Below are 19,661 nucleotides of genomic sequence, written 5' to 3' on the forward strand. Positions count from 1 at the left end.
AAATTAAGGCTTGAACAGAAGCAGTACATTATATGCTTCTGTTTAGCCTTTATTCACTGGGATGAAACGGGTGGAGGCGTAAGCATAAGTGAAAAATAAACCATTGATATTAGGTACAGCACTACTATTTTCGTCAGCATTTTTTTTACAAGCAGAAACACTTTACGGAAAAGAAGCAACGACTCCTGGGAAATATAAAATGACCTATGAGGTAGATGGCAAAGTTGAGACGGTCATAGTTGAAGTCAAAGAAAATCAAACAGAGCTTCTCTTGAAAGACATTATCATCAAACAAAATGCAAAATGGTCTCCAATAGATAATGTGGTTTCGCTGAAAGGAAAAGACGGACAACCACTAAACTTGAATCAACTAATGATCAAAAATAATGTCAATACACAAGAAATAGGGACTTATTTTGTCAGATTTTCATATGAAGATGAGGTTGCAATAGCAAAAGTAACGGTCAATCCTTTTACTAGTTCAGACTCGAAAAAAAGAAGAGTGGATCAGACTTCCCCAAATGACTCTAAAACAAAAATCATGTTGAATGACGAACTATTAAAAGAACAACCAAGCAAAATAACGATGAACACAAACACATCTGGAGGAGCGGATCAGCAGGGTTCCACAGATTTTGGAAATATGTTGAGTTTCCTATCAGGTACGCTTCTGTATGGAACAAGGAGAGTATAAATGGATTTTCTGCTATTAGACGATCGAACGAATTTAAAACTATCCATCATCCGAAAGTTAGAGCAACAGTATTCATTTTCGGAGCGCAAAGATGTTTTATGTGAAGAACTAAATATCTCCCAATACTTATTAGAACGTAGCGTCACAGAAATAAATGAAGACTTGAAACAATTTGAATTGATCGATGATATGGAGTTGATCGAGCAAAGCAGTGAAATCATTCTTTTCCAAGATGCACAAGTATCATCCAGTGTTGTGGAGGAAAAATATTTAAAATACTCACTGGAGTTTACATTGTTGCAAACCCTATTTTTTAATCAGTTTACGTCAATTAAAAAATATGGAGAAAAACATGGGATGAGCCGAACTGTAGTTTATAAAATTGTTGATAGAATTCGAAAAGAGCTAGCACAATATGAGATAAAGTTATCGAAAAACTTTCAGCTAGTTGGGAATGAATGGAAGATTCGTCAGTATTTTAATATGCTCTATTATCGAATTTATAAAGACTCGGATGAACTATACAATCAATCAGATATCCTAGCGGTCCAAGAATTATTTTCTGAGATTAAATTATATTGTGAAAAAGTAAACACGTTATACCTGTTTAAACATTATCTACTGATCACGTTAGAAAGAATCAAAAGAAAACAGCACTATTTTTTACCTAATAGTTTTAAGTCGGTTGAATTTGATCAAAAGAATAAAATCTATCAAACCGTTGCTCAGTGGAGTGAATGTACTTTGAAGGGAACAAATCGAGAAATAGAAGTAGAAATAAGAGGTATTATCAGCCAGTTATCAGTGTACAGACTTGAATTTTGTGATCTTGAAAATGATGTGGTCACAAAATATACTGAGCGATTAAAGCAACAATTTCAGATGAACATGCAGTTAAGTGATGTAGGTCCTGAATTTTGTACAAGTGTGAAGATGACCATTTATCAGCACCAATTTATTACACCGCTGATAGATCTTACGCTACGAGCAATCGACTTGGAGTTTTTTCATGAGCGTTATCCAATCATATTCGAGATGTGCCATACATTTATTTATCAATTGAAAGAAGATGAATTCAAATTTAGCAAAAAATCATTGTTTTTCAATTTGTTACTGGTGTTATCTCAGCAATATGACGAAGAAACCGATAAAAATACAATCAACATTTATGTGAACTTTACCCAAGGCGAAAAATACAATCGATTCATTAAAAATCAGATTCAAATTTTTGACTCTTTTAGCATACATTTTCAGCCACTCATACGACCAGATACAGATTTGATTGTCTCTGATTATCTTCCCCAAGTAACTTTTTCAGCACGAAATCTGATTTGGCTGGCGCCGCCAAGAGCCAGTGATTGGCGTAACTTTGGTAATGAGATTGTCCGAATCAATAGAGAGCTACAATTGAATAAAAAAAGAAAGTAGTATCAATAATTATAAGAGGATGGAATAGTAGCGTCTGCTGCTGTTCCATCCTCTTATTTGGTGTCAGTGGATTGAGTAGAAAGGGGAGCTTTGTTCTACTCTTGGTTTCTATATGAATAAGGATCTAGAAGATAATACGATCCACGATTTCAGAGATTATCGTTGTTACCCAGGCATATACATTTCCGTGTTTTTTAAATTTTTAGCAGTTTTTTCTTGATTCATTGTAAGTCTCCTTTATTTATATCTTAATAATAGAGTAATCCCGAATAAAAGAACATCGATAAAGTGTGTTCTTTAATTACATTTTTGAAAAGGTAACTTTATCCAAGCAGCGAATTGCTTCAAGTATATTTATCGCAGGTCTGTCGATGTTTGGTAATTTAGTCATCGTTTTTCTTATTGACTTATAACTTACTTAAATGGGGAATAATAATGAGAATCTTTATTCGTTTTATCTGAATTTGACTATTTTTTTCCAAAATGGTAGAGTAACACCTGAGGAAGGTGTTTCAAATGTACGTATTATATATTTCAACTCTTAGCTCCCTACAACTTATTTTTGATGAAGTGTTGTATGGAGCTTAATCGAGAAGCTTAAGAGCTTTTCTTATTCATCAGTAAATTTAGTATACTAAGAAATAGCACATGCTTGCTATGCATTTAGTCTGCTTATTTACTGAAGGATATATAGATTAAAAGGCCCTAGACATTTTGTCTATGGGTCTTTTTTGTATGTTCTTTAGTAAAAATCTAGGAAACCACATGAAAGAGGAAATTAAAATGGAATTATTACAAGTCAAAGATTTAACTTATGCAATACCTGATAAACAGCTTTATGAAAACAGTTCATTTACGTTAAGAAGTCACGAACACATGGGCATCGTAGGTAAAAATGGTGCAGGAAAAAGTACATTGTTGAAGATGCTTTTAGGGAACGTTCTACCTGATGCAGGAGCAATCATATGGAATCCAGCCGCTACATTAGGGTATTTAGACCAATATGTGGATATGGATCAATCACTGACGATTAACGAATTTTTAAGATCAGCTTATCAAGAATTATTTGCCACAGAACAAGAAATGTTGAAACTTTATGAGACATATGGTGAAACGGGCGACGACCAATTGTTAACAAGAGCGGCAACCTATCAAGAAAATTTGGAAATGAAGGGCTTTTATGAAGTTGAAAATGATATCAGCAAAGCCATTACAGGTCTTGGCATCAGTGATGCTGATCAAACACTAGCTGCATTAAATCGCGGAGATCAAATCAAGGTCATATTGGCTAAATTACTATTGGAAAAACCAGCTGTTTTGATCTTAGATGAACCAACCAACTATTTAGACCAAGAACATATCGAATGGCTGACAGATTATCTAAATGCATTTGAGAATGCGTTTATCATCGTTTCCCATGATACAGAATTTTTAAGTAATATCGCAACCTGTATCTGTGATATTGATTTTGGCTCGATCAAAAAATACCATAGCAACTATACTGATTTCTTAAAACAAAAAGCGCACTTAGCTGAAGCGTATCAAAGTCAATTTGTAGCACAACAACGAAAAATCAAAGAAACAGAAGCCTTCATCCAGAAAAATATTGCAGGGGTCAAAACAAAAATGGCGCAAGGGAGACGAAAACATCTAGAAAAAATGGATCGTTTGAAAGAACCAGAGAAAAAGGTGAAATCTAATTTTTCCTTTAAACTAATGCCTCAAAGTTCACCCAATGTCATGACGATCGATGAGCTGACGGTAGGTTATAAAGAGCCGTTGCTTATGGTACGTGATGTGCAAGTAAAAAAAGGGGAAAAAGTCGTGATCACTGGCGCAGATGGTTTAGGCAAATTAACATTAGTAAAAACACTGCTGTCACTGGTACCAGCAATTTCTGGTAAAGCACAATTTTCACCACAAGTGGTCACTGGTTATCGCTCTCAAGAAATTGAGTGGGAAAATACTGAATGGACACCAATTGAAGCATTAGCAAATAAATATACAAGACTTACTTATGAAGATGTCCGTCGAGAATTGGCAAAATGCGGGTTGAAACGAGAAATTGCTTCAAAAAATATTTTCATGCTGAGTGGTGGTGAACAATCAAAAGTGAAATTATGTGATCTGACGATGCAACCAAGCAATTTCTTGATTTTAGATGAACCAACCAATCATTTAGATGTAGATTCAAGAAAAGAATTGCAAGATGCTATAAAAGCGTTTCGAGGAAGTGTGTTGTTGATTTCAAATGATGAACAGTTTTATTCAGGTGTAGCGGATCATGTGTATGCTGTTGCAGATAAACATCTTCTGAAACAATAAGGTGACCGATAATGGATTTTACTGGAGATGAAAACCGCCAAGTCTACAAATTTTCGTGGATGGAGCGAGAACTAAAAAGAGTATTAGAAGATAAGTTGGCTGATCGAATCTTGATTATTGGTAGCGGCGTTTTAGAATGCCAAACGGCGATTGAGTTAGCGAACAAAAGCAAAGAAGTTGTGATCATTGAACGCTCGGATGAGCTACTGTCAGATTGTCTAAATTCTCCAATTAGGCTCAACTTATGAGAAGCTTAGAAAAATTGCTGGTTACATTTTATTTAGAAACGGTTGTTATTGATAGTGAAAAAGAGCAGGTTTGCCTTTGTAATAAAGAAGGATTTCAGCTGTACCTGGCTATTGATAACATTATTGCTCCTAAAGGCTATGAATATTTTTAATTTCGTTTATAGTTAAAGGAATAAAGCTAAAATGAATGGAGCAAAAGAATGTTTACAACAATTGAGAAAGTAAATTTTCAACAGGCTGTAGAAACCTGGAATCAAGGCTTTAGCGATTATCTATTACCAATTACTGTCGATCAAAAAGCGTTAGAGCATAGAATCGAATCGTTAAAACTGTCAAAGAAACTCTAGGCTATTTATTCGATCAAGGGAGAATCTGCTGGCATTATCCTGTTAGGCGTGCAAACCTTTCAAGGAACGAAAGTGATGTGGGTCGGTGGTATGGCGGTCGTTCCGAAGTATCGTAGGGACAAAGTCGCTTCTAAATTGATGGATTACGCAGAACAATTGGCAAAAGAAAATCAATGTGAGTATCTAATTTTGGAAGTGAATTAAAGAGAATGAGCGGGTGAAGCGATTATATCAAGAAAAAGGGTTCCAACGTATCAATGAGTTGGCAGTTGGTTCGGTTGTTTTACCAACTATAACAAGTAAAAATGAGAGTACTGACTTCAAAGCTGTTTCATTAGAAGAGCGAGCTTTAAGCGAAACAAAATGGATACCTTGGCAAAATCGTAGTATTTTTTCTGATCAAAACTATGATATTTATCACGAAGAAATAAAAGTTGGGTCAATCAGTTTTAATCTAGTTGAGGAAGCTTCTGGAAAAAATTTGATTCTTAAACAATTACAGCTGGTTGAACAAAAAAATTACCCGTTAATAACAGCTATCTTGCTCACTTTAAAAGAACAAGAAAATCTTGATACCATCAAATTCACTAATTTTGATAAGGCAACACCAGAATATACTGAACTAGAAAAAATAGGTATTACGTTACAACTGACACAATTACAATTAGCTAAAAAAATTTAAATAGTAAATCTATTCAGCGGTACTTGTTTTAGCGAACGAATGCCGCTGGATTTTTCTATTAAAACACTGTTAAATCATTAAGCAACGCACCGTTGCAACTGCCTTTATTGTATAATAGATGAAAGCAACGTATTTATGCGGCGAAAATACTAGACGTTAGGAAATGGGTGAATTATAGTGACTGTAGAAATTGGTAAACAAATTAAAAAACTCCGTGAAGAACAAGAAATTTCACAACAGGAACTAGCTGACTATTTAACGATCTCTCGTCAAACAATTTCAAAATGGGAGTTAGGAAAAAGTCTTCCTGATATCGAAAATGTTGTAAGAATTGCCGACTATTTCAATATCAGTGTCGATGTTTTAATTGGGCGTAAGAAACCTAGTTTCCTTGAAAGTTTGTTTGGCGGAAAAGAAAGAAGGCAAAGTCTTATGGATCAAAATAGCAAGACAACTAATAACGCAGCATTTTATAGTGTTTATGCACCAGAAATTCAACCATTATTAGCAGCGAACAAACGGGTAAACACATTTATCAAAATCGAAGCAGCAATTTTTCCACAAGTAACTTTTTCAAAATTGATGGGATATGCTAATTGTTTGTGTAGTTTTAGTGGTGATGAAGTGTCTATTGATCAAATCGGGAAATTCAAGCTTGGTGTAAATATACCTGTGGAGCAACCGATAGCATCCTTTTCTCTACATGATATTTTGGAGATAAACTTACAATTTGGAAAATATTTTAGAAATGTGGGTGGTAATTTTGTAACATTGATTGATATCGTTACCCCAGATAAAACCTATTATTTTTGGGTAGAATCGCTAAAAATTGCCCATGCTATCTGGCATCATGAGAAATTTACATCAATCAAACTCAATCTTGACAAGCCATTTCAAAAAGCGTTAAACCTCTCAAACGAAGATGAAGCCGTTGTGGCAATTCGTAGCGAAGCTGATAATATTCAGTTGTTTTATGGGAAGGTGTAGTAGTTAATCACCGTAGAATTAAATGAGGGAAGTAGTGGCTGCTTCTGCTCTCACCATTTATTCGGGATTAACGTTAATATAGCAAACTAAAATTGGCTGGTAAAGATTTGGTTAACGACCAAATCTTTACCAGCCAAATCTAGAATTAAACGATACACAGATTTTGGAACGTAAAGCTTATTTCTATTTTTTTATACGATAGACGCCATTTTCTTCGTGTATCAATTGATGTTCTTCAATATATCGTGTAATGGCTTCATCCTTCTCTACAACAACTAAATAATCTGAGCTTTGTAATCGGGCAGAGAGAATTTCATTAGAGTCAAATGCTTTAATGATTTGTACGTTTTTAGAAAAAAGTTTGTATTGAGTGTAAAAATAAGAATAATCACTATCATTAGTAGCAGATGGGAAATAAAATGTATAAAAATGGTCTCTATCTTTTGATAATAATGTGTTTTCTATCGGTGCCATGGCTTGATCGATTTTCCATCTGCGACTATGTGGATACTCTTGTGCAGCAAAGATTTTTTGATAGTTTTGATGTCTATAAGCGATTATAGAGAGAAAAATCAAGATAAAGGCTAAACTTGAAAACGTGACAGTTCGTACTTTTTTTGCACTTATGAGTAGAAGGATTATTTGGATAACAATAAAAACGATGAGAAAATTGAAAATAGCACCTACATAGCGATCGAAACTTGCTAACATCATTGCTTCCCCAAGAGGCATCGATACGAGATACATCAACCATAAAATCCCCATGTAACCTAAAAACAGTATGTTTGCTCCTAAAATCATAAGTTTAGTATTTTTAATGTTAAACTGAGTATTTTTCTTAATGTAAAGTGCGATAAGTAATGCAACAATACTAAAGGCTAATAATTCATAAAATGCCGAAAAATTTCTGAAATCAAACATTCTTAAAATAAATGCCTTAGTGATTTTAAGAATATCCGAGTATGTTTTTTCAGAGAATATTTTTTTGTAATATTCGATACTCATATCGTGTTTTCCCGTTGCGCCTGCAGGATAGACATATTTCACATGAGTAAGCCATAGATAGAATAAAAACCATGGAATTAAAAAGATCGTACCGAAAAGGCTAATTTCTTTTTTAGCTAAAGTAAGTCGATTCATTTTATAATTATTCCAAGCGCTTGCTAGCAAGAATAAAGTGTTTATCCCAATGAAAATAACACCGCTATTTTTAATCAAAAGCATGGAAGCCATCAAAGGTAAGGATAATAACAAGGCTTTTTTAAAGTTATCAAAATAATAGAAAATGATATTCATAGCAGCCACTGAAAATAGTAACAATAAATTATCCACCAACAAATCTTTCATAAATGTTGGACCATTGAATAAATAAAAAGCAAGAACTGTAGTTAAGATCAATATAGCGTTCTGTTTTTTTGAACTTTTTAAATGTGGATCCTGAAACTTTCTAGTCCATGCAAATAAAGTAGTGATGCAGGCCAAAATAAGTAAAATTTGTGCAAAAATCGCATTGGCTTCTGTTAAACCAACTACTTTGGCAAAGAAGTAAACAAATAAAGCAGATCCTGGAGGATAGGAATTAAACATAATCACATCGATATTAAAATTAGGTAACTGCCCTGTGAGGCCTAGAGATTTTACTATCAAAGCCCAGTGAGAAAAATTATCATAGTGAAGAAAAAGGTTACCACGAGTGTTTATAGCAAATACAAGACAAAAAAAGAGGAAAAATAAGATTCCAGGAGACAATAAGTCTCTAAACTCTTTTTTGATATTTTTATTTTTCCAAAAGAATGAAAGAAGAAGGAATACTCCAACAGCCAAGATACTTAAAATTGTGAGTTTTAAGATATTAAGCAAGCCGCCGATAAAAAGTATTGGAATTACAGATGAGAAAATAATTACTGGTATGAATTCGACTACGATATTGCGTTTTTTTAAGTATAATGTGTACCCTAACGTACTTAGTATAAAGAGCAACAAACCAACTATGGATCTAAACAAAATTTTCATCCTCCGAAATCTATATTTTAATTATGCATGATATAAAAAACTATCGAGTTAGCGAAAATAATAATATACAACTCACAGTAATTTTACATGAAATCGGTAAAAAAAAATACTCCTTGACACATATTACTATGCAATGTATAGTAATATGTGTCAGGAGGTATATTATGGATTCACAATTAAAAAAAGGGTTGTTGGAATATTGTATTTTAGCCATTTTAAAGAAATCAGATTCCTATGGCTATCAAATCATCAAAGATTTGTCTAACGTGATAACAATTTCCGAATCAACATTATATCCAATCTTGAAACGTTTAGAAACGAAAGAAGAGTTGGAAACATATTCAATGGAACATAATAGCCGCTTAAGAAAATACTATCGAATTACTGATGTTGGTAGGGACAAAATAAAGTCCTTTATTCAAGAATGGGATGAAGTGATGCAAGTGTATCATTTTATTGAAAAGGGGGAGCAAAATGAATAAACAAGAATTTTTGTATCAATTAGAAGAAGGTTTGATTCGCTTGGAGGAATCAGAAAAAATCAATTTATTCTTTATTATGATGAATTGATTGAAGACTACCTAGAAGATGGAGCCAGTGAAGCAGAGGCGGTAAGCAAGTTGGGAAAACCTTCAAGAATCGCAAGTAAGATTTTAGAAGAAGCGTTTGAAGAGCGGAGTTTTCAAAAGAAAAAACTAAGTCCGTGGATGGTGGTTTTACTGATTATTGGTTTTCCTTTATGGGGCAGTATTTTGTTAACAGCTATTTTACTTATTTTATCCGCCTATATTATTATTTGGTGTCTACCTTTTACAACGGGAATGTTTGCGGTACTCGGCTTAGGAGCATCAATATTTAGTATCTGTGCTAGTTTTTTCGCTATACAAGATGGAGTCTACATTGCAGTTACACAAATGGGTATCAGTATTTTTGTTTTAGGCTTAGCGTTGCTTAGTGGTTTAGCAACCTTGAATCTAGCCAATCATTTTATCAAAGCATCGAAGCGATTCTCAGGAAAAATATTCGGTCTGTTTGAGGGAAGGGGATTATCGTTATGACGAATAAAAAATCATTATTTAAAATTGGGCTTAGTTTAACTATTTTAGGTTTTGCGATCGCTATGATCGGTTTTGCTCTATCTGGTGGGCAAGTTGATAAATATAAATTTGAAGAACATTCATGGTATCGTACATTCTATTTTGAACTATGATATTTTAATAAGAAGCTGAAACATTGGATGGAGAAATCTCTGACGAATGTTTCTTTTTTTTATCAATCAAAAAGTAGTCCTAATGCAGTGAGAAAAACTCAGACTTTAAGCCGATAAAATGAAGCGGTTGCTTTGTTATAATTAATATGAATAAGAGCAAGTTTGTTTAATGAATCTTTTTTCTATGGGGAGTAGAGGCGAGTGGTATGAATAAGCAAGTCAAAGAACAAGCCATAAGCAACAATGGAATCGATTTAATAAAGTACGCTGCGGCGATTTTAATTATTTGTTTTCACTGTGAACGAGTGATTCAAGATCCAATGGTGCATCATTTGTTTAAAAATGTATTATGTCGGATTGCTGTACCGTTTTTCTTTATTTCATCTAGTTACTTTGTTAGACGAGGACAAAATGGTTCGTCGGGTTATCTGAAACGTTATTTGCAATCATCTATTAAATCATATTTGTTTTGGAGCTTGATTTATCTGCCGATTGGTTTTATGTGGATTCAAGAAAATTATACGCTTGGACCTGAATTATATCCTGTAGCATTGCTAACAGGCTTGCTGTATACAGGGACTTACTATCATCTTTGGTGCATACCGGCTATGATCTTTGGTATGGTCATCGCTCACTGGCTAATCAAGAAAACAGGCTATTTTCCGTTATTCATATTAACGTTTATATTATATCTTTTTGGTTCATTAGAAACGTACTATGGCTATATCAATAATGAACAGTTGCAATTATTTTTTGATCAGTATCTGACTATTTTTATTACAACTCGCAATGGTTTGTTTTTTGCCTTAGTATTTGTGGCAGTGGGATATTTCCTATGGGATTATCGTGAAAAAATAGCTAGGTTTCACAAGCAGTTTAAATTTTTAGTGGTTTTTACTGGGCTAATATTAGTGTGGGAAGGGTTGATTGTTTACGCTAATATGGGGATCGACAAAAACTTTATGTGGTCACTAATACCATTTACAGCAGTCTTCTTTTGTTGGAGTTTAACGTGGCAAGTAAAACTTAAGACGGACTTTAAGCATTTGAGGGAATTAGGGAAATATTATTTTTTCATCCATCCATTATGTATTTTGTGGACAGCCAATTTAGTTAACAGCTATGATTTTTTTGCAAATGCTTGGCTGCAACTAATTGTCACAATTGTAGCTACTCATTTATTGAGCTCACTCGTGATTATATTTAACCAGCAACTTCCGTATTACTATTTCGATTTGCAATTGATGCTTAGAGTCAATCGAAGTTATATCCAAAAATTGGTTTAGAAGTGGATGTTTAGCACGAAAAGATAAGACTGAGACAAAACGAAATAAGTTTTGTCTCAGCTTTTCTATTTAAGTCAAGTGAACGCCTTTATCCACATAAATAATATCGCCTACGATACCAGCCGCTAATTCGCTGACTAAAAAGGCACAAGTATTCCCTACTTCTTCGATTGTAACACCTGCTTTATCCGGTGTACGATCCTCTGAGAGCTTGATCAATTGATCGTAATCTTTTACGCCAGTCACTGCAAGGGTTTTAATAGCACCTGCTGAAATACCATTTACACGAATCTTATCAACTGCAAATTCATAGGCTAAATATTTTACCGCAGTTTCTAAAGAAGCTTTGGCAATGCCCATCATATTGTAATTTGGAATTGCTCTTTCAGAGCCTAGGTAAGTCATTGTCACGATTCCAGATCCTGGGTTTAATAATGGTTTAGCATAATGAGCCACAGCTAATAGAGAGTAACTGCTGATGTCTTGCGCTAATAAGTAGCCTGAACGTGTGATGTCACTAACATTGCCATCTAGTTCTTCCTTATTTGCAAAGGCAATCGCATGAACTAAACCGTCGATTTTATCGAATTTTTCTTGAATAATCGTAAAGGCTTGTGCGATTGATTCATCTGATGAAACATCACATTCAACAAGTAAGTCTGTTGGTTCAGCTAATTTTAATAATTGTTTTTTCATGCGCTCGTTTTGGTACGTGTAGATAATGTCAGCACCTTGCTCTTTCAATGCTTTGGCACATCCCCAAGCGATACTTCTCTTGTTTGCTACGCCCATTACGACGACTTTTTTATTTTTTAGAAACATATTGATTTTCCCCTTTTAAAATTATTTTAGTCTGTGAAAAGGTCTCACTTCTTAATAAAATCTAAATATCTAATTTTATTTAAGTTGACGGATAAAATTGCAACTGGTATTATCTGTTTGAGAATGCTAATAAAATTCTCTAACGGATACGACCCCCATACAGACATTTTATCGGATGTCTGAATTATTAACCAAAATACTTTGAAAGTCAAACTATTTTACTTAAATTTAAACAAAAAAAGTGTTGGTTAAGCAAGTTTTTTTTAATTTGAGTGTCAAAACAATAGCGGAGGTGCACGATGAAACGAGTTGTAATAACCGGAATGGGAGCTGTGACTCCTTTAGGAAATACGGTAAAAGAGTATTGGCAAAATCTAGTCAATGGAAAATTAGGAATCGCTAAAATTACGAAATTTGATTCAGAAGATACAGGTGTTGCACTTGCAGGTGAGGTAAAGAACTTTGACCCAAGTGAGGTTCTTGATCGTAAAGAACAAAAACGGATGGATCTATTTTCACAATACGGTATTGTGGCAGCGATGGAAGCTTGGAATATGAGCGGCTTAACGAAGGAAGAGATTGATCCAAAGCGTTTTGGTGTGATCGTAGGTAGTGGAATCGGTGGTATGACTACTCTGCAAGATCAAGTAAGAGTAATGGATAAAAAAGGACCTAAACGGGTAACACCGTTCTTTGTACCGATGGTAATCGCAAATATGGCATCAGGAAATATTTCCATCAAATTAGGTGCAAAAGGTCCCTCTCAAACGATCGTTACAGCTTGTACCTCAGCAACCAATGCCATTGGTGAAGCCTTCAGAACAATCAAATATGGCTTGGCTGATATGATGATCACTGGTGGAACAGAAGCGACGATTTGTGAAATCGGGATTGCTGGTTTTGCTGCGTTGAGTGCGTTGAATACAACAGATGATCCAACTAGAGCCTCGATTCCTTTTGATAAAGAAAGACACGGATTTGTGATGGGTGAGGGAGCTGGCATGTTGATGCTAGAAGAACTTGAACATGCTCAAAAACGTGGAGCAACCATTCTAGGTGAAATCGTTGGTTACGGTAGTAATTGCGATGCTAGTCATATGACAGCACCATTAAAAGATGGTAGCGGCGCTGCTGACGCAATTGAATTAGCTTTGGCAGAAGCGGCAATCGCGGCTTCTGAAATTGGTTATGTTAATGCACACGGAACAGCAACGCCAGCCAATGACGCGGCTGAAACGGCTGCTTTAAAACGAGTGTTTGGCAAACGTGCGTATGATATTCCAATTTCCAGCACTAAAAGTATGACAGGACACCTTTTAGGCGCTGGTGGAGGAATTGAAGCAATCGCATGTGTGAAGACGCTGCAAGAAGGTGTTGCGCATCCGACTGTCGGTTACCAAGTGGCCGATCCAGATTGCGATTTAGATTATATAACAGATGGCTCACGCAAAGTAGCTGCGGAATATGCAATCAGCAATTCATTTGGCTTTGGTGGTCATAATGGCGTTATTTGTATGAAGAAATGGGAGGAAAATTAACAATGACAAGATTAATGAATGCAACAGAAATTATGGAAATGATTCCAAACCGTTACCCAATTTGTTTTATCGACTATGTGGATGAAATTATTCCGGAGAAAAAAATCATTGCAACAAAAAACGTTACGATCAATGAAGAATTTTTCCAAGGCCATTTCCCTGGAAATCCTACAATGCCAGGTGTTCTAATTATTGAAGCATTAGCGCAAGTGGGTTCGATCTTGATTTTAAAAATGGAACAATTTAACGGCGAAACAGCCTATATTGGCGGTATTAACAAAGCAAAATTCCGTCAAAAAGTAGTGCCAGGTGATGTATTGAAATTACATTTTGAAATCGTGAAAATCAGAGATTATGTAGGAATTGGGAAAGCAACTGCTTACGTTGAAGATAAAAAAGTTTGTGAATGTGAATTAACGTTTATCGTAGGTAGATAAATAAAAAAAGAGCTGAGCCAGAAGTGTGTAATCCCGAGAAATAAGAAGTAATTCACGAAAATTGCCAAGAATCACAGTGAGTTTACGAACTGATGATGATTGGTATCTACTTGGTGTTCTTCAAATTTTTATGACCAGGCAGGTACTGTGCAACATCAACTCGTTCCTCGTTGTATTTTACAGCAATTCCGACTTATTTCCGAATGGATTGCTTCTGTTACTCCGTTTATTCGTATTTAGAGTGTGAAACAAAAGTGTTTTTTTACTTTTGTCCTACACTCTTTTTTTTATTTTAAAGATACAACTCATATAATTTCAACGCCAATTGTAATGTAAAAATATTTTTCTCCTGTCCCAAATCCACTGGCAGGGAAATGACGATTTTAGTAATGCCTGCTCCAGCGATGCTTAGCTATTTGATCGTTTGGTGTGTTATAGTTGCTTTGTTTTTAGGTGGAACCAAAGTCTTGGACAAATTCAGTAATAGGTCATCACCAATTGTATATGTTTTCATCATTGGAGCGGCTGTTTGGACGATTCAAATTGCTAGCGGTTTTGACCCGATTTTAGCTTATTAACCAGCGAATGCTACAATCAGTCCACTTGTTTTTCATTACTTGTGTGAGTACCTTTGTTTCAAACTGGGCAGGACCAATCGCAAATATTGGTGACTTTACTCAAAAGGCGAAAACACCGAAAGCGATGATCATCGAGTTACCATTAGGGTTTATCCTTTCTTATATTTTGTTTGGGTTACATGCGTAGGCTTGATTGTCGGGACTCAAATTGCTTTTGGAGAACCGATTTTTAATATTGTTAATGCCTTTGATAAAATCGATAATACCTTTGCGGTTTTTGTATTGATTCTAGCCTTGAATATGGGGATGCTGGCTTTCGTTTTATTTGGGAATTTATTCCCAGCAGGGTTGCAAATGTCTTCATTGTACAAAAAGAATCAGTTGGTATTAATTGATTTTAAAGTGGGGACTGAACAGACGTTTAAAAAGTCAGGACCACAGTCCATCACACCGTTTATTTGGATTATAAGTGATTGACTGGGTTGTAACTCGCAGAGTTATGACCCAGTTATTTTCGCTTCAAAAATTAGATTTTACATTATTTTTCCTCAAAATATAAATCTAAACTGTGTATTCTCTAGAATATCCGCTAGTAATCTGCTACAATGATTGAGAAGATTTTTTTTAAGAAACGCCTCTATCCTAAGAAGCGAAGCAACCTAGATATAGCGGCATTATACTAACGTTTCGATCAGAGTTGCTGGTCGGATCTTAAAGAATAGGAGAATAATAACATGATAGCAGTAAGTGATCTTAAAGCAGGCATGACTTTTGAACAAGACGGCAAATTAATCCGTGTAATGGAAGCAAGCCACCATAAACCAGGTAAAGGGAATACCGTTATGCGTATGAAATTAAAAGATGTTCGTACTGGGGCTACAACGGACACAACTATGCGTCCTGATGATAAAGTCAAAAAAGCTTTTATCGAAAGTAAACCTGTTCAATATCTTTACAGCCAAGATGATACAGCGAACTTTATGGACCTTGAAACGTACGAACAATATGAAATCCCAACTTCTGTGATCGAATATGAATTGAAATATCTTTTAGAAAACATGGAAGTAAAAATCCAATTTTACGGATCAGAAGTAATCGGAATCACGCTGCCTACTACGGTTGTTTTAAAAGTTAAAGAAACACAACCATCGATCAAAGGCGCAACAGTTTCAGGATCAGGTAAACCAGCTGTGATGGAAACAGGCTTAGTTGTCAACGTTCCTGACTTTATTGAAGTAGATGAAGCGTTAGAAATCAACACGCAAGAAGGTACGTATTTAAAACGTGCATCAAAATAAATGAAATAAGACGAGGTTGGGACAGAAGCGTTTAGGCCCGAGAACCAAGTAGCTACTGTGTAACATCAGCTCGTACCTCGCTGTGTTTTACAGCAATAAGCCAGCATCCACGAAAATTGTTCTTCTAATTTTTGTGGATGCTGGCTTATTGTTTCCGAAGCCTTCAAATCTTAGTGCGTTAGCGCTTAGAAAATAAAGGAAGCAAGGTACCTTTCAGACACCTTGTATTGTGTATCATCGAATCACTTCGTTCTTCGTGATTTACAACAATGTGATCGGAGCGTAGAGTAGTGGCTGCTTCTGCGTCCACCGTTTATTCGGGATTAGTGTTTAACAAAAAGGCACCCCATTTTTGTCCCAAACTCTTCTTTTTATCCTATTTTAACTGGCTGAAAGAAACCTTTCATCACTACTAAAGTCAGTTGACATGTTACAATGGAATATATGTTTTAGAGTAGAAAGGGAGAGAAATATGGTTTTTTTATTAACATTATGTCTTGTCTTACTATTTACTAAACTTGCTGGACATTTTTGTAATCGGGTAGGGATCCCTTCTGTGATTGGCGAATTACTGGTAGGGATTTTAATTGGACCAGCGTTGTTAGGTTGGATTAAACCAGATGATTTTATGCATTATTTTTCTGAAATTGGTGTTATTATTTTGATGTTTATTGCAGGCTTAGAAAGTGATCTGGAATTATTGAAAAAATATTGGCGGCCAGCACTAGCAGTTGCGCTTTTAGGAATCGTCTTTCCAGCTGTGATGGGCTTTGGTGTGGGGGAGATGTTTCAGTTTTCTGTACAGAATTCAATTTTCCTAGGCGTTTTGTTTAGTGCAACTTCTGTTAGTATTTCTGTTCAAGTATTAAAAGACCTGAAAAAAATAGATACCGAAGAAGGTGCAACCATCCTAGGTGCAGCAGTTGTCGATGATATTGTGGTCGTTTTGATTTTAGGTGTTATGTTGAGCTTGATGAATCGCTCTGCACCAGGTGAAGGCTTACCAATGTGGGAAGTGTTACTCTTAAAAGGCTTCTTCTTTGTTGTGATTTTTGCTGCTAGTAAGTGGTTGGTTCCTTGGTTATTGAATTTAAGTAAAAAGCTGATTACAATTGAGGCTGTATCGGCGGTTTCTTTAGTTATATGTTTAGGGTTTGCTTATTTTGCAGAAATGTTGGATATGGGCGCGATCATTGGCGCGTTCTTTGCAGGTGTGGCCATCGCACAGACGGATTACCGTAAAGCAGTTGATGAGAAATTAGAGACGATAGGCTACACTGTATTTATTCCAATGTTTTTTGTTTCGATTGGGTTGAATATGACTTTTGCAGGTATGTCAAAGCATTTTCTTTTTATTATCGTCTTAACCGTTGTAGCAGTCTTGTCTAAATTGTTAGGTGGTGCTTTAGGTGCACGTGCGACTGGCTTCAAAGGGGTTTCAACCTTGATCATTGGTTCGGGAATGGTATCTAGAGGGGAAATGGCATTGATCATTGCACAAGTTGGTCTAACGTCAAGTTTCCTTTCAGAAGAGTATTATTCTTCTGTGATCATTGTTATTATTGCCACAACGATCATTGCGCCTTTGTTGTTGAAAGCCACGATCATGAAACAAGAAAAACAACTTAATTACTAGAAAAAAACAGTTTCTGCCGAAACGCATTAAAAGCGACTTTGGCAGAAACTGTTTTATTTTAATGAATAGAACCCATTAATTTTTTAATTGGATTTTTACAAAAGAGTAGCAAGATACCCGCCACTACAGCGATGATCCCTATGATACCGAAATACGCTGATTCTGTTTGGGGAGTATAAAAACGTGCGATCTGAGCATTGATTGCTTGTGAAGCGGCATCGGCTAATAGCCAAATAGCAACTGTTTGCGATTCAAAAGCCTTAGGAGCAAGTTTTGTTGTAATTGATAGACCAACAGGAGAAATACACATCTCAGCTATGATCATAATAAAGAAGCTAAAGAACAACCATAACGGACTAACTCTGGTATTCGTCCCATATAACAATCCCGGAAACATCAACAATACGAAAGACAGACCCGCAAAAACTAAGCCAAATGAAAATTTAACCACAGTAGATGGTTGTCTTTTCCCTAATCGCGTCCATAACGTTACAAAAACAGGTGTTAGGATCACAACGAAAATTGGATTTAAAGATTGAAACCAACTTGGGGCGATGGAAAAGCCGAATAGGGTGTCATTCGTCCGTTCACTCGCAAATAATGCTAAAATTGAAGAGCCTTGTTCTTCTAATGACCAAAAAACGATACCAGCTAAAAATAAAGGGATGTAGCCAAGTACTCTTGGTTTTTCTTCTGCAGTAACATTCTTAGAAGTCAACATCTTGGTGAAATAATAAACTGGCAACAAGATCCCTAAAATACTAACACTGTTGATGAAAAACCCGATGGTCAAATGACCTAGTAAAAAGGCTCCACCAAAAAGAACGATAATAAAGAGAAGCGCAATCACTAATGAGCGAATAAACTTTTTTCGTTCCTCTGTTCCAATTGGGTTGGTTGGTTTTAAGCCAATACCTGCTAATGATTTTTTCCCTTGCAAGTAATACTGTAGTAAACCGAAAAACATCCCAAATGCAGCAACAGAAAAGCCGACATGATAATTATATGTTTGGCCTAATGTTCCGACAACTAAGGGTGATAACAACGCACCAATATTGATGCCCATATAAAAAATAGAAAAACCAGCATCACGACGTGTATCTGTTTTTGAATAAAGATGTCCCACCATACCAGAAACATTCGGTTTCAACATTCCAGTTCCAATCACAATCAAAAGAATCGAAAGAAATAATGCGCCAATTCCAAACGGTGTTGCTAAAACAATATGTCCGACCATGATGAATACTCCGCCGAAGAAAACCGTTTTTCTAGCACCCAATACCCGGTCAGAGATCCAACCACCAACAATACTGGACATAAAAACTAATGAGCCGTAAATCGACATGATGGCTAAAGCTGTTTCTTTCGGTAAGCCCAATCCGCCGTTTGCGACCGTATCATAGATATAATACAGTAAAATTGCTCGCATACCATAGTAACTAAATCTTTCCCACATCTCAGTAAAGAAGAGTGTAGACAATCCTTTGGGTTGCCCCAAGAACGACTTGTCTAACTGCTGCTCATCCATAAAAAATAACCTCAATTCTTTTTAATATTCAGAAAATTCATTTAACCTAGAATTTCTGAAAAAATATATACGATATATTGTAAACCGTTACTCTTTTAAACTTCATAAAGTTTCATGAATAGACTATAAGAAAAATAGCTGGTTTATTCATTTAAATTTAATAGTAAGGAGTTGCTAAAGAAATGGACTAAAATAGAAAGGAAGAGTTTTTTTGAAAAAAATAGCCGAACGCCAAAAAGAATGGGCTTCATTGAAATATCTGGTTTTAGCAAAATCCCAACCTGACTACAAGGCAATCAGAAAACTATTTGCAGATAATAATTGGGATACTGAAAAAGAATGGGCATTTCGTAAATATCTTCAACATGCGTTAGCCCAACCAACTAAAAAAGAAGATCTGCTAAACGCCTATCAACATGTCTGGGGATACTTTAAAACGAAAGCAACAGATGAGGAACGTCAACATTATCAATCATTAATAGAAAACTTTTCTATCAATGAGGATGAAGTATTGCCTTTTCTAAAAAAATTAACAGTTAAGTATCAGGAGCCATATTTACTTCAATCCGTATTGCTTTTTCCGAAAGCGTGATAAAAAAACAGT

23 protein-coding genes are annotated in these 19,661 nt (G+C 35.5%); 20 read left to right on the forward strand and 3 right to left on the reverse strand.

Annotation, left to right across the window (positions count from 1 at the left end):
- The first annotated feature begins 88 nt into the window (after nt 1-88).
- The 8 genes from A5866_RS12975 (at nt 89) to A5866_RS13010 (ending at nt 6,711) form a co-directional block, all read left to right on the forward strand.
- On the forward strand, nt 89-694 hold the full coding sequence (locus A5866_RS12975; protein ID WP_086277020.1) for a hypothetical protein: 606 nt from the start codon (nt 89-91) through the stop codon (nt 692-694).
- On the forward strand, nt 695-2,122 hold the full coding sequence (locus A5866_RS12980; RefSeq protein WP_086445164.1) for a helix-turn-helix domain-containing protein: 1,428 nt from the start codon (nt 695-697) through the stop codon (nt 2,120-2,122). It abuts the gene before it with no gap.
- 783 nt (nt 2,123-2,905) lie between these two features.
- The gene (locus A5866_RS12985; RefSeq protein WP_086445163.1) at nt 2,906-4,447 is read left to right on the forward strand and encodes an ABC-F family ATP-binding cassette domain-containing protein; all 1,542 of its coding nucleotides are present in this window, start codon (nt 2,906-2,908) and stop codon (nt 4,445-4,447) included.
- Between the two features lie 11 nt (nt 4,448-4,458).
- Nucleotides 4,459-4,695 carry an FAD-dependent oxidoreductase gene (locus A5866_RS12990; protein ID WP_086445162.1) on the forward strand — a complete coding sequence of 79 codons (237 nt, stop codon included), beginning with the start codon at nt 4,459-4,461 and terminating at the stop codon, nt 4,693-4,695.
- A 200-nt stretch (nt 4,696-4,895) separates the two neighbouring features.
- Nucleotides 4,896-5,042 (forward strand): hypothetical protein, encoded by a 147-nt coding sequence (locus tag A5866_RS12995; RefSeq protein WP_254907614.1) that lies wholly within the window; start codon nt 4,896-4,898, stop codon nt 5,040-5,042.
- 75 nt (nt 5,043-5,117) lie between these two features.
- Entirely contained in the window at nt 5,118-5,246 is a 129-nt protein-coding gene (locus A5866_RS13000; RefSeq protein ID WP_254907613.1) for a GNAT family N-acetyltransferase, read from the forward strand.
- Nucleotides 5,247-5,259: 13 nt separating this feature from the next.
- Nucleotides 5,260-5,724 (forward strand): hypothetical protein, encoded by a 465-nt coding sequence (locus A5866_RS13005; RefSeq protein ID WP_254907612.1) that lies wholly within the window; start codon nt 5,260-5,262, stop codon nt 5,722-5,724.
- Between the two features lie 177 nt (nt 5,725-5,901).
- Complete coding sequence (locus A5866_RS13010) at nt 5,902-6,711, forward strand: helix-turn-helix transcriptional regulator (RefSeq protein WP_086445161.1); 810 nt, start codon at nt 5,902-5,904, stop codon at nt 6,709-6,711.
- Between the two features lie 183 nt (nt 6,712-6,894).
- Here A5866_RS13010 and A5866_RS13015 read toward each other — a convergent pair whose 3' ends face one another.
- Nucleotides 6,895-8,715 carry a hypothetical protein gene (locus A5866_RS13015; protein WP_254907611.1) on the reverse strand — a complete coding sequence of 607 codons (1,821 nt, stop codon included), beginning with the start codon at nt 8,713-8,715 and terminating at the stop codon, nt 6,895-6,897.
- A 173-nt stretch (nt 8,716-8,888) separates the two neighbouring features.
- Here A5866_RS13015 and A5866_RS13020 point away from each other — a divergent pair, with 173 nt between their 5' ends.
- From A5866_RS13020 to A5866_RS13035, 4 genes are all read left to right on the forward strand, one after another.
- Entirely contained in the window at nt 8,889-9,206 is a 318-nt protein-coding gene (locus A5866_RS13020) for a PadR family transcriptional regulator (protein WP_086445159.1), read from the forward strand.
- 66 nt (nt 9,207-9,272) lie between these two features.
- Nucleotides 9,273-9,782 carry a DUF1700 domain-containing protein gene (locus A5866_RS13025; protein WP_422389675.1) on the forward strand — a complete coding sequence of 170 codons (510 nt, stop codon included), beginning with the start codon at nt 9,273-9,275 and terminating at the stop codon, nt 9,780-9,782.
- Nucleotides 9,779-9,934 carry a hypothetical protein gene (locus tag A5866_RS13030; protein ID WP_176271356.1) on the forward strand — a complete coding sequence of 52 codons (156 nt, stop codon included), beginning with the start codon at nt 9,779-9,781 and terminating at the stop codon, nt 9,932-9,934. The genes A5866_RS13025 and A5866_RS13030 overlap by 4 nt, the downstream gene beginning before the upstream one ends.
- Before the next feature lie 206 nt (nt 9,935-10,140).
- Nucleotides 10,141-11,220, forward strand: coding sequence for an acyltransferase family protein (locus A5866_RS13035; protein ID WP_086445158.1), 1,080 nt, complete (start codon nt 10,141-10,143; stop codon nt 11,218-11,220).
- Between the two features lie 69 nt (nt 11,221-11,289).
- Here A5866_RS13035 and fabI read toward each other — a convergent pair whose 3' ends face one another.
- Complete coding sequence (gene fabI / locus A5866_RS13040; protein WP_086276997.1) at nt 11,290-12,042, reverse strand: enoyl-ACP reductase FabI; 753 nt, start codon at nt 12,040-12,042, stop codon at nt 11,290-11,292.
- A 299-nt stretch (nt 12,043-12,341) separates the two neighbouring features.
- Between fabI and fabF the strand changes: the two genes are divergently transcribed.
- The 7 genes from fabF to A5866_RS13075 all read left to right on the forward strand — a co-directional run bounded on the left by fabF (nt 12,342) and on the right by A5866_RS13075 (nt 17,529).
- Nucleotides 12,342-13,580 (forward strand): beta-ketoacyl-ACP synthase II, encoded by a 1,239-nt coding sequence (gene fabF / locus A5866_RS13045; RefSeq protein WP_086445157.1) that lies wholly within the window; start codon nt 12,342-12,344, stop codon nt 13,578-13,580.
- Between the two features lie 2 nt (nt 13,581-13,582).
- Nucleotides 13,583-14,017, forward strand: a complete 435-nt coding sequence (gene fabZ / locus A5866_RS13050; protein WP_086276992.1) for a 3-hydroxyacyl-ACP dehydratase FabZ — start codon at nt 13,583-13,585, stop codon at nt 14,015-14,017.
- A 374-nt stretch (nt 14,018-14,391) separates the two neighbouring features.
- Nucleotides 14,392-14,595, forward strand: coding sequence for a hypothetical protein (locus A5866_RS13055; protein ID WP_254907609.1), 204 nt, complete (start codon nt 14,392-14,394; stop codon nt 14,593-14,595).
- Nucleotides 14,596-14,602: 7 nt separating this feature from the next.
- Nucleotides 14,603-14,782 carry a cytosine permease gene (locus A5866_RS13060; RefSeq protein ID WP_254907608.1) on the forward strand — a complete coding sequence of 60 codons (180 nt, stop codon included), beginning with the start codon at nt 14,603-14,605 and terminating at the stop codon, nt 14,780-14,782.
- A 2-nt stretch (nt 14,783-14,784) separates the two neighbouring features.
- The gene (locus tag A5866_RS13065) at nt 14,785-15,072 is read left to right on the forward strand and encodes a hypothetical protein (protein WP_254907607.1); all 288 of its coding nucleotides are present in this window, start codon (nt 14,785-14,787) and stop codon (nt 15,070-15,072) included.
- Nucleotides 15,073-15,329: 257 nt separating this feature from the next.
- Complete coding sequence (gene efp, locus A5866_RS13070; RefSeq protein ID WP_086276987.1) at nt 15,330-15,893, forward strand: elongation factor P; 564 nt, start codon at nt 15,330-15,332, stop codon at nt 15,891-15,893.
- A 472-nt stretch (nt 15,894-16,365) separates the two neighbouring features.
- The gene (locus A5866_RS13075; protein WP_086445156.1) at nt 16,366-17,529 is read left to right on the forward strand and encodes a cation:proton antiporter; all 1,164 of its coding nucleotides are present in this window, start codon (nt 16,366-16,368) and stop codon (nt 17,527-17,529) included.
- Nucleotides 17,530-17,587: 58 nt separating this feature from the next.
- Here the strand turns inward: A5866_RS13075 and A5866_RS13080 are convergent, their stop codons facing one another.
- Nucleotides 17,588-19,057, reverse strand: coding sequence for a peptide MFS transporter (locus tag A5866_RS13080; RefSeq protein WP_086445155.1), 1,470 nt, complete (start codon nt 19,055-19,057; stop codon nt 17,588-17,590).
- Between the two features lie 211 nt (nt 19,058-19,268).
- On the opposite strand from A5866_RS13080, the gene A5866_RS13085 reads away from it, so the two are divergent.
- Nucleotides 19,269-19,649 carry a YbgA family protein gene (locus tag A5866_RS13085; RefSeq protein ID WP_086445154.1) on the forward strand — a complete coding sequence of 127 codons (381 nt, stop codon included), beginning with the start codon at nt 19,269-19,271 and terminating at the stop codon, nt 19,647-19,649.
- The last annotated feature ends 12 nt before the right edge of the window (nt 19,650-19,661 follow it).

It is taken from the genome of Enterococcus sp. 12C11_DIV0727 (assembly GCF_002148425.2).
GTDB classification, from domain to species: Bacteria; Bacillota; Bacilli; order Lactobacillales; family Enterococcaceae; genus Enterococcus_L; species Enterococcus_L lemimoniae.

Excerpts from the sequence above, each read along its gene's own strand:
- A5866_RS13080 (WP_086445155.1), bottom strand. The coding sequence starts at position 19,057 with ATGGATGAGCAGCAGTTAGACAAGTCGTTCTTGGGGCAACCCAAAGGA.
- efp (WP_086276987.1), top strand. The coding sequence starts at position 15,330 with ATGATAGCAGTAAGTGATCTTAAAGCAGGCATGACTTTTGAACAAGAC.
- A5866_RS12980 (WP_086445164.1), top strand. The coding sequence starts at position 695 with ATGGATTTTCTGCTATTAGACGATCGAACGAATTTAAAACTATCCATC.
- fabI (WP_086276997.1), bottom strand. The coding sequence starts at position 12,042 with ATGTTTCTAAAAAATAAAAAAGTCGTCGTAATGGGCGTAGCAAACAAG.
- fabF (WP_086445157.1), top strand. The coding sequence starts at position 12,342 with ATGAAACGAGTTGTAATAACCGGAATGGGAGCTGTGACTCCTTTAGGA.
- A5866_RS12995 (WP_254907614.1), top strand. The coding sequence starts at position 4,896 with ATGTTTACAACAATTGAGAAAGTAAATTTTCAACAGGCTGTAGAAACC.
- A5866_RS13020 (WP_086445159.1), top strand. The coding sequence starts at position 8,889 with ATGGATTCACAATTAAAAAAAGGGTTGTTGGAATATTGTATTTTAGCC.
- A5866_RS12990 (WP_086445162.1), top strand. The coding sequence starts at position 4,459 with ATGGATTTTACTGGAGATGAAAACCGCCAAGTCTACAAATTTTCGTGG.
- A5866_RS12985 (WP_086445163.1), top strand. The coding sequence starts at position 2,906 with ATGGAATTATTACAAGTCAAAGATTTAACTTATGCAATACCTGATAAA.
- A5866_RS13060 (WP_254907608.1), top strand. The coding sequence starts at position 14,603 with ATGCTACAATCAGTCCACTTGTTTTTCATTACTTGTGTGAGTACCTTT.
- A5866_RS13000 (WP_254907613.1), top strand. The coding sequence starts at position 5,118 with ATGTGGGTCGGTGGTATGGCGGTCGTTCCGAAGTATCGTAGGGACAAA.
- A5866_RS13035 (WP_086445158.1), top strand. The coding sequence starts at position 10,141 with ATGAATAAGCAAGTCAAAGAACAAGCCATAAGCAACAATGGAATCGAT.
- A5866_RS13030 (WP_176271356.1), top strand. The coding sequence starts at position 9,779 with ATGACGAATAAAAAATCATTATTTAAAATTGGGCTTAGTTTAACTATT.
- A5866_RS13055 (WP_254907609.1), top strand. The coding sequence starts at position 14,392 with ATGACGATTTTAGTAATGCCTGCTCCAGCGATGCTTAGCTATTTGATC.
- fabZ (WP_086276992.1), top strand. The coding sequence starts at position 13,583 with ATGACAAGATTAATGAATGCAACAGAAATTATGGAAATGATTCCAAAC.
- A5866_RS13075 (WP_086445156.1), top strand. The coding sequence starts at position 16,366 with ATGGTTTTTTTATTAACATTATGTCTTGTCTTACTATTTACTAAACTT.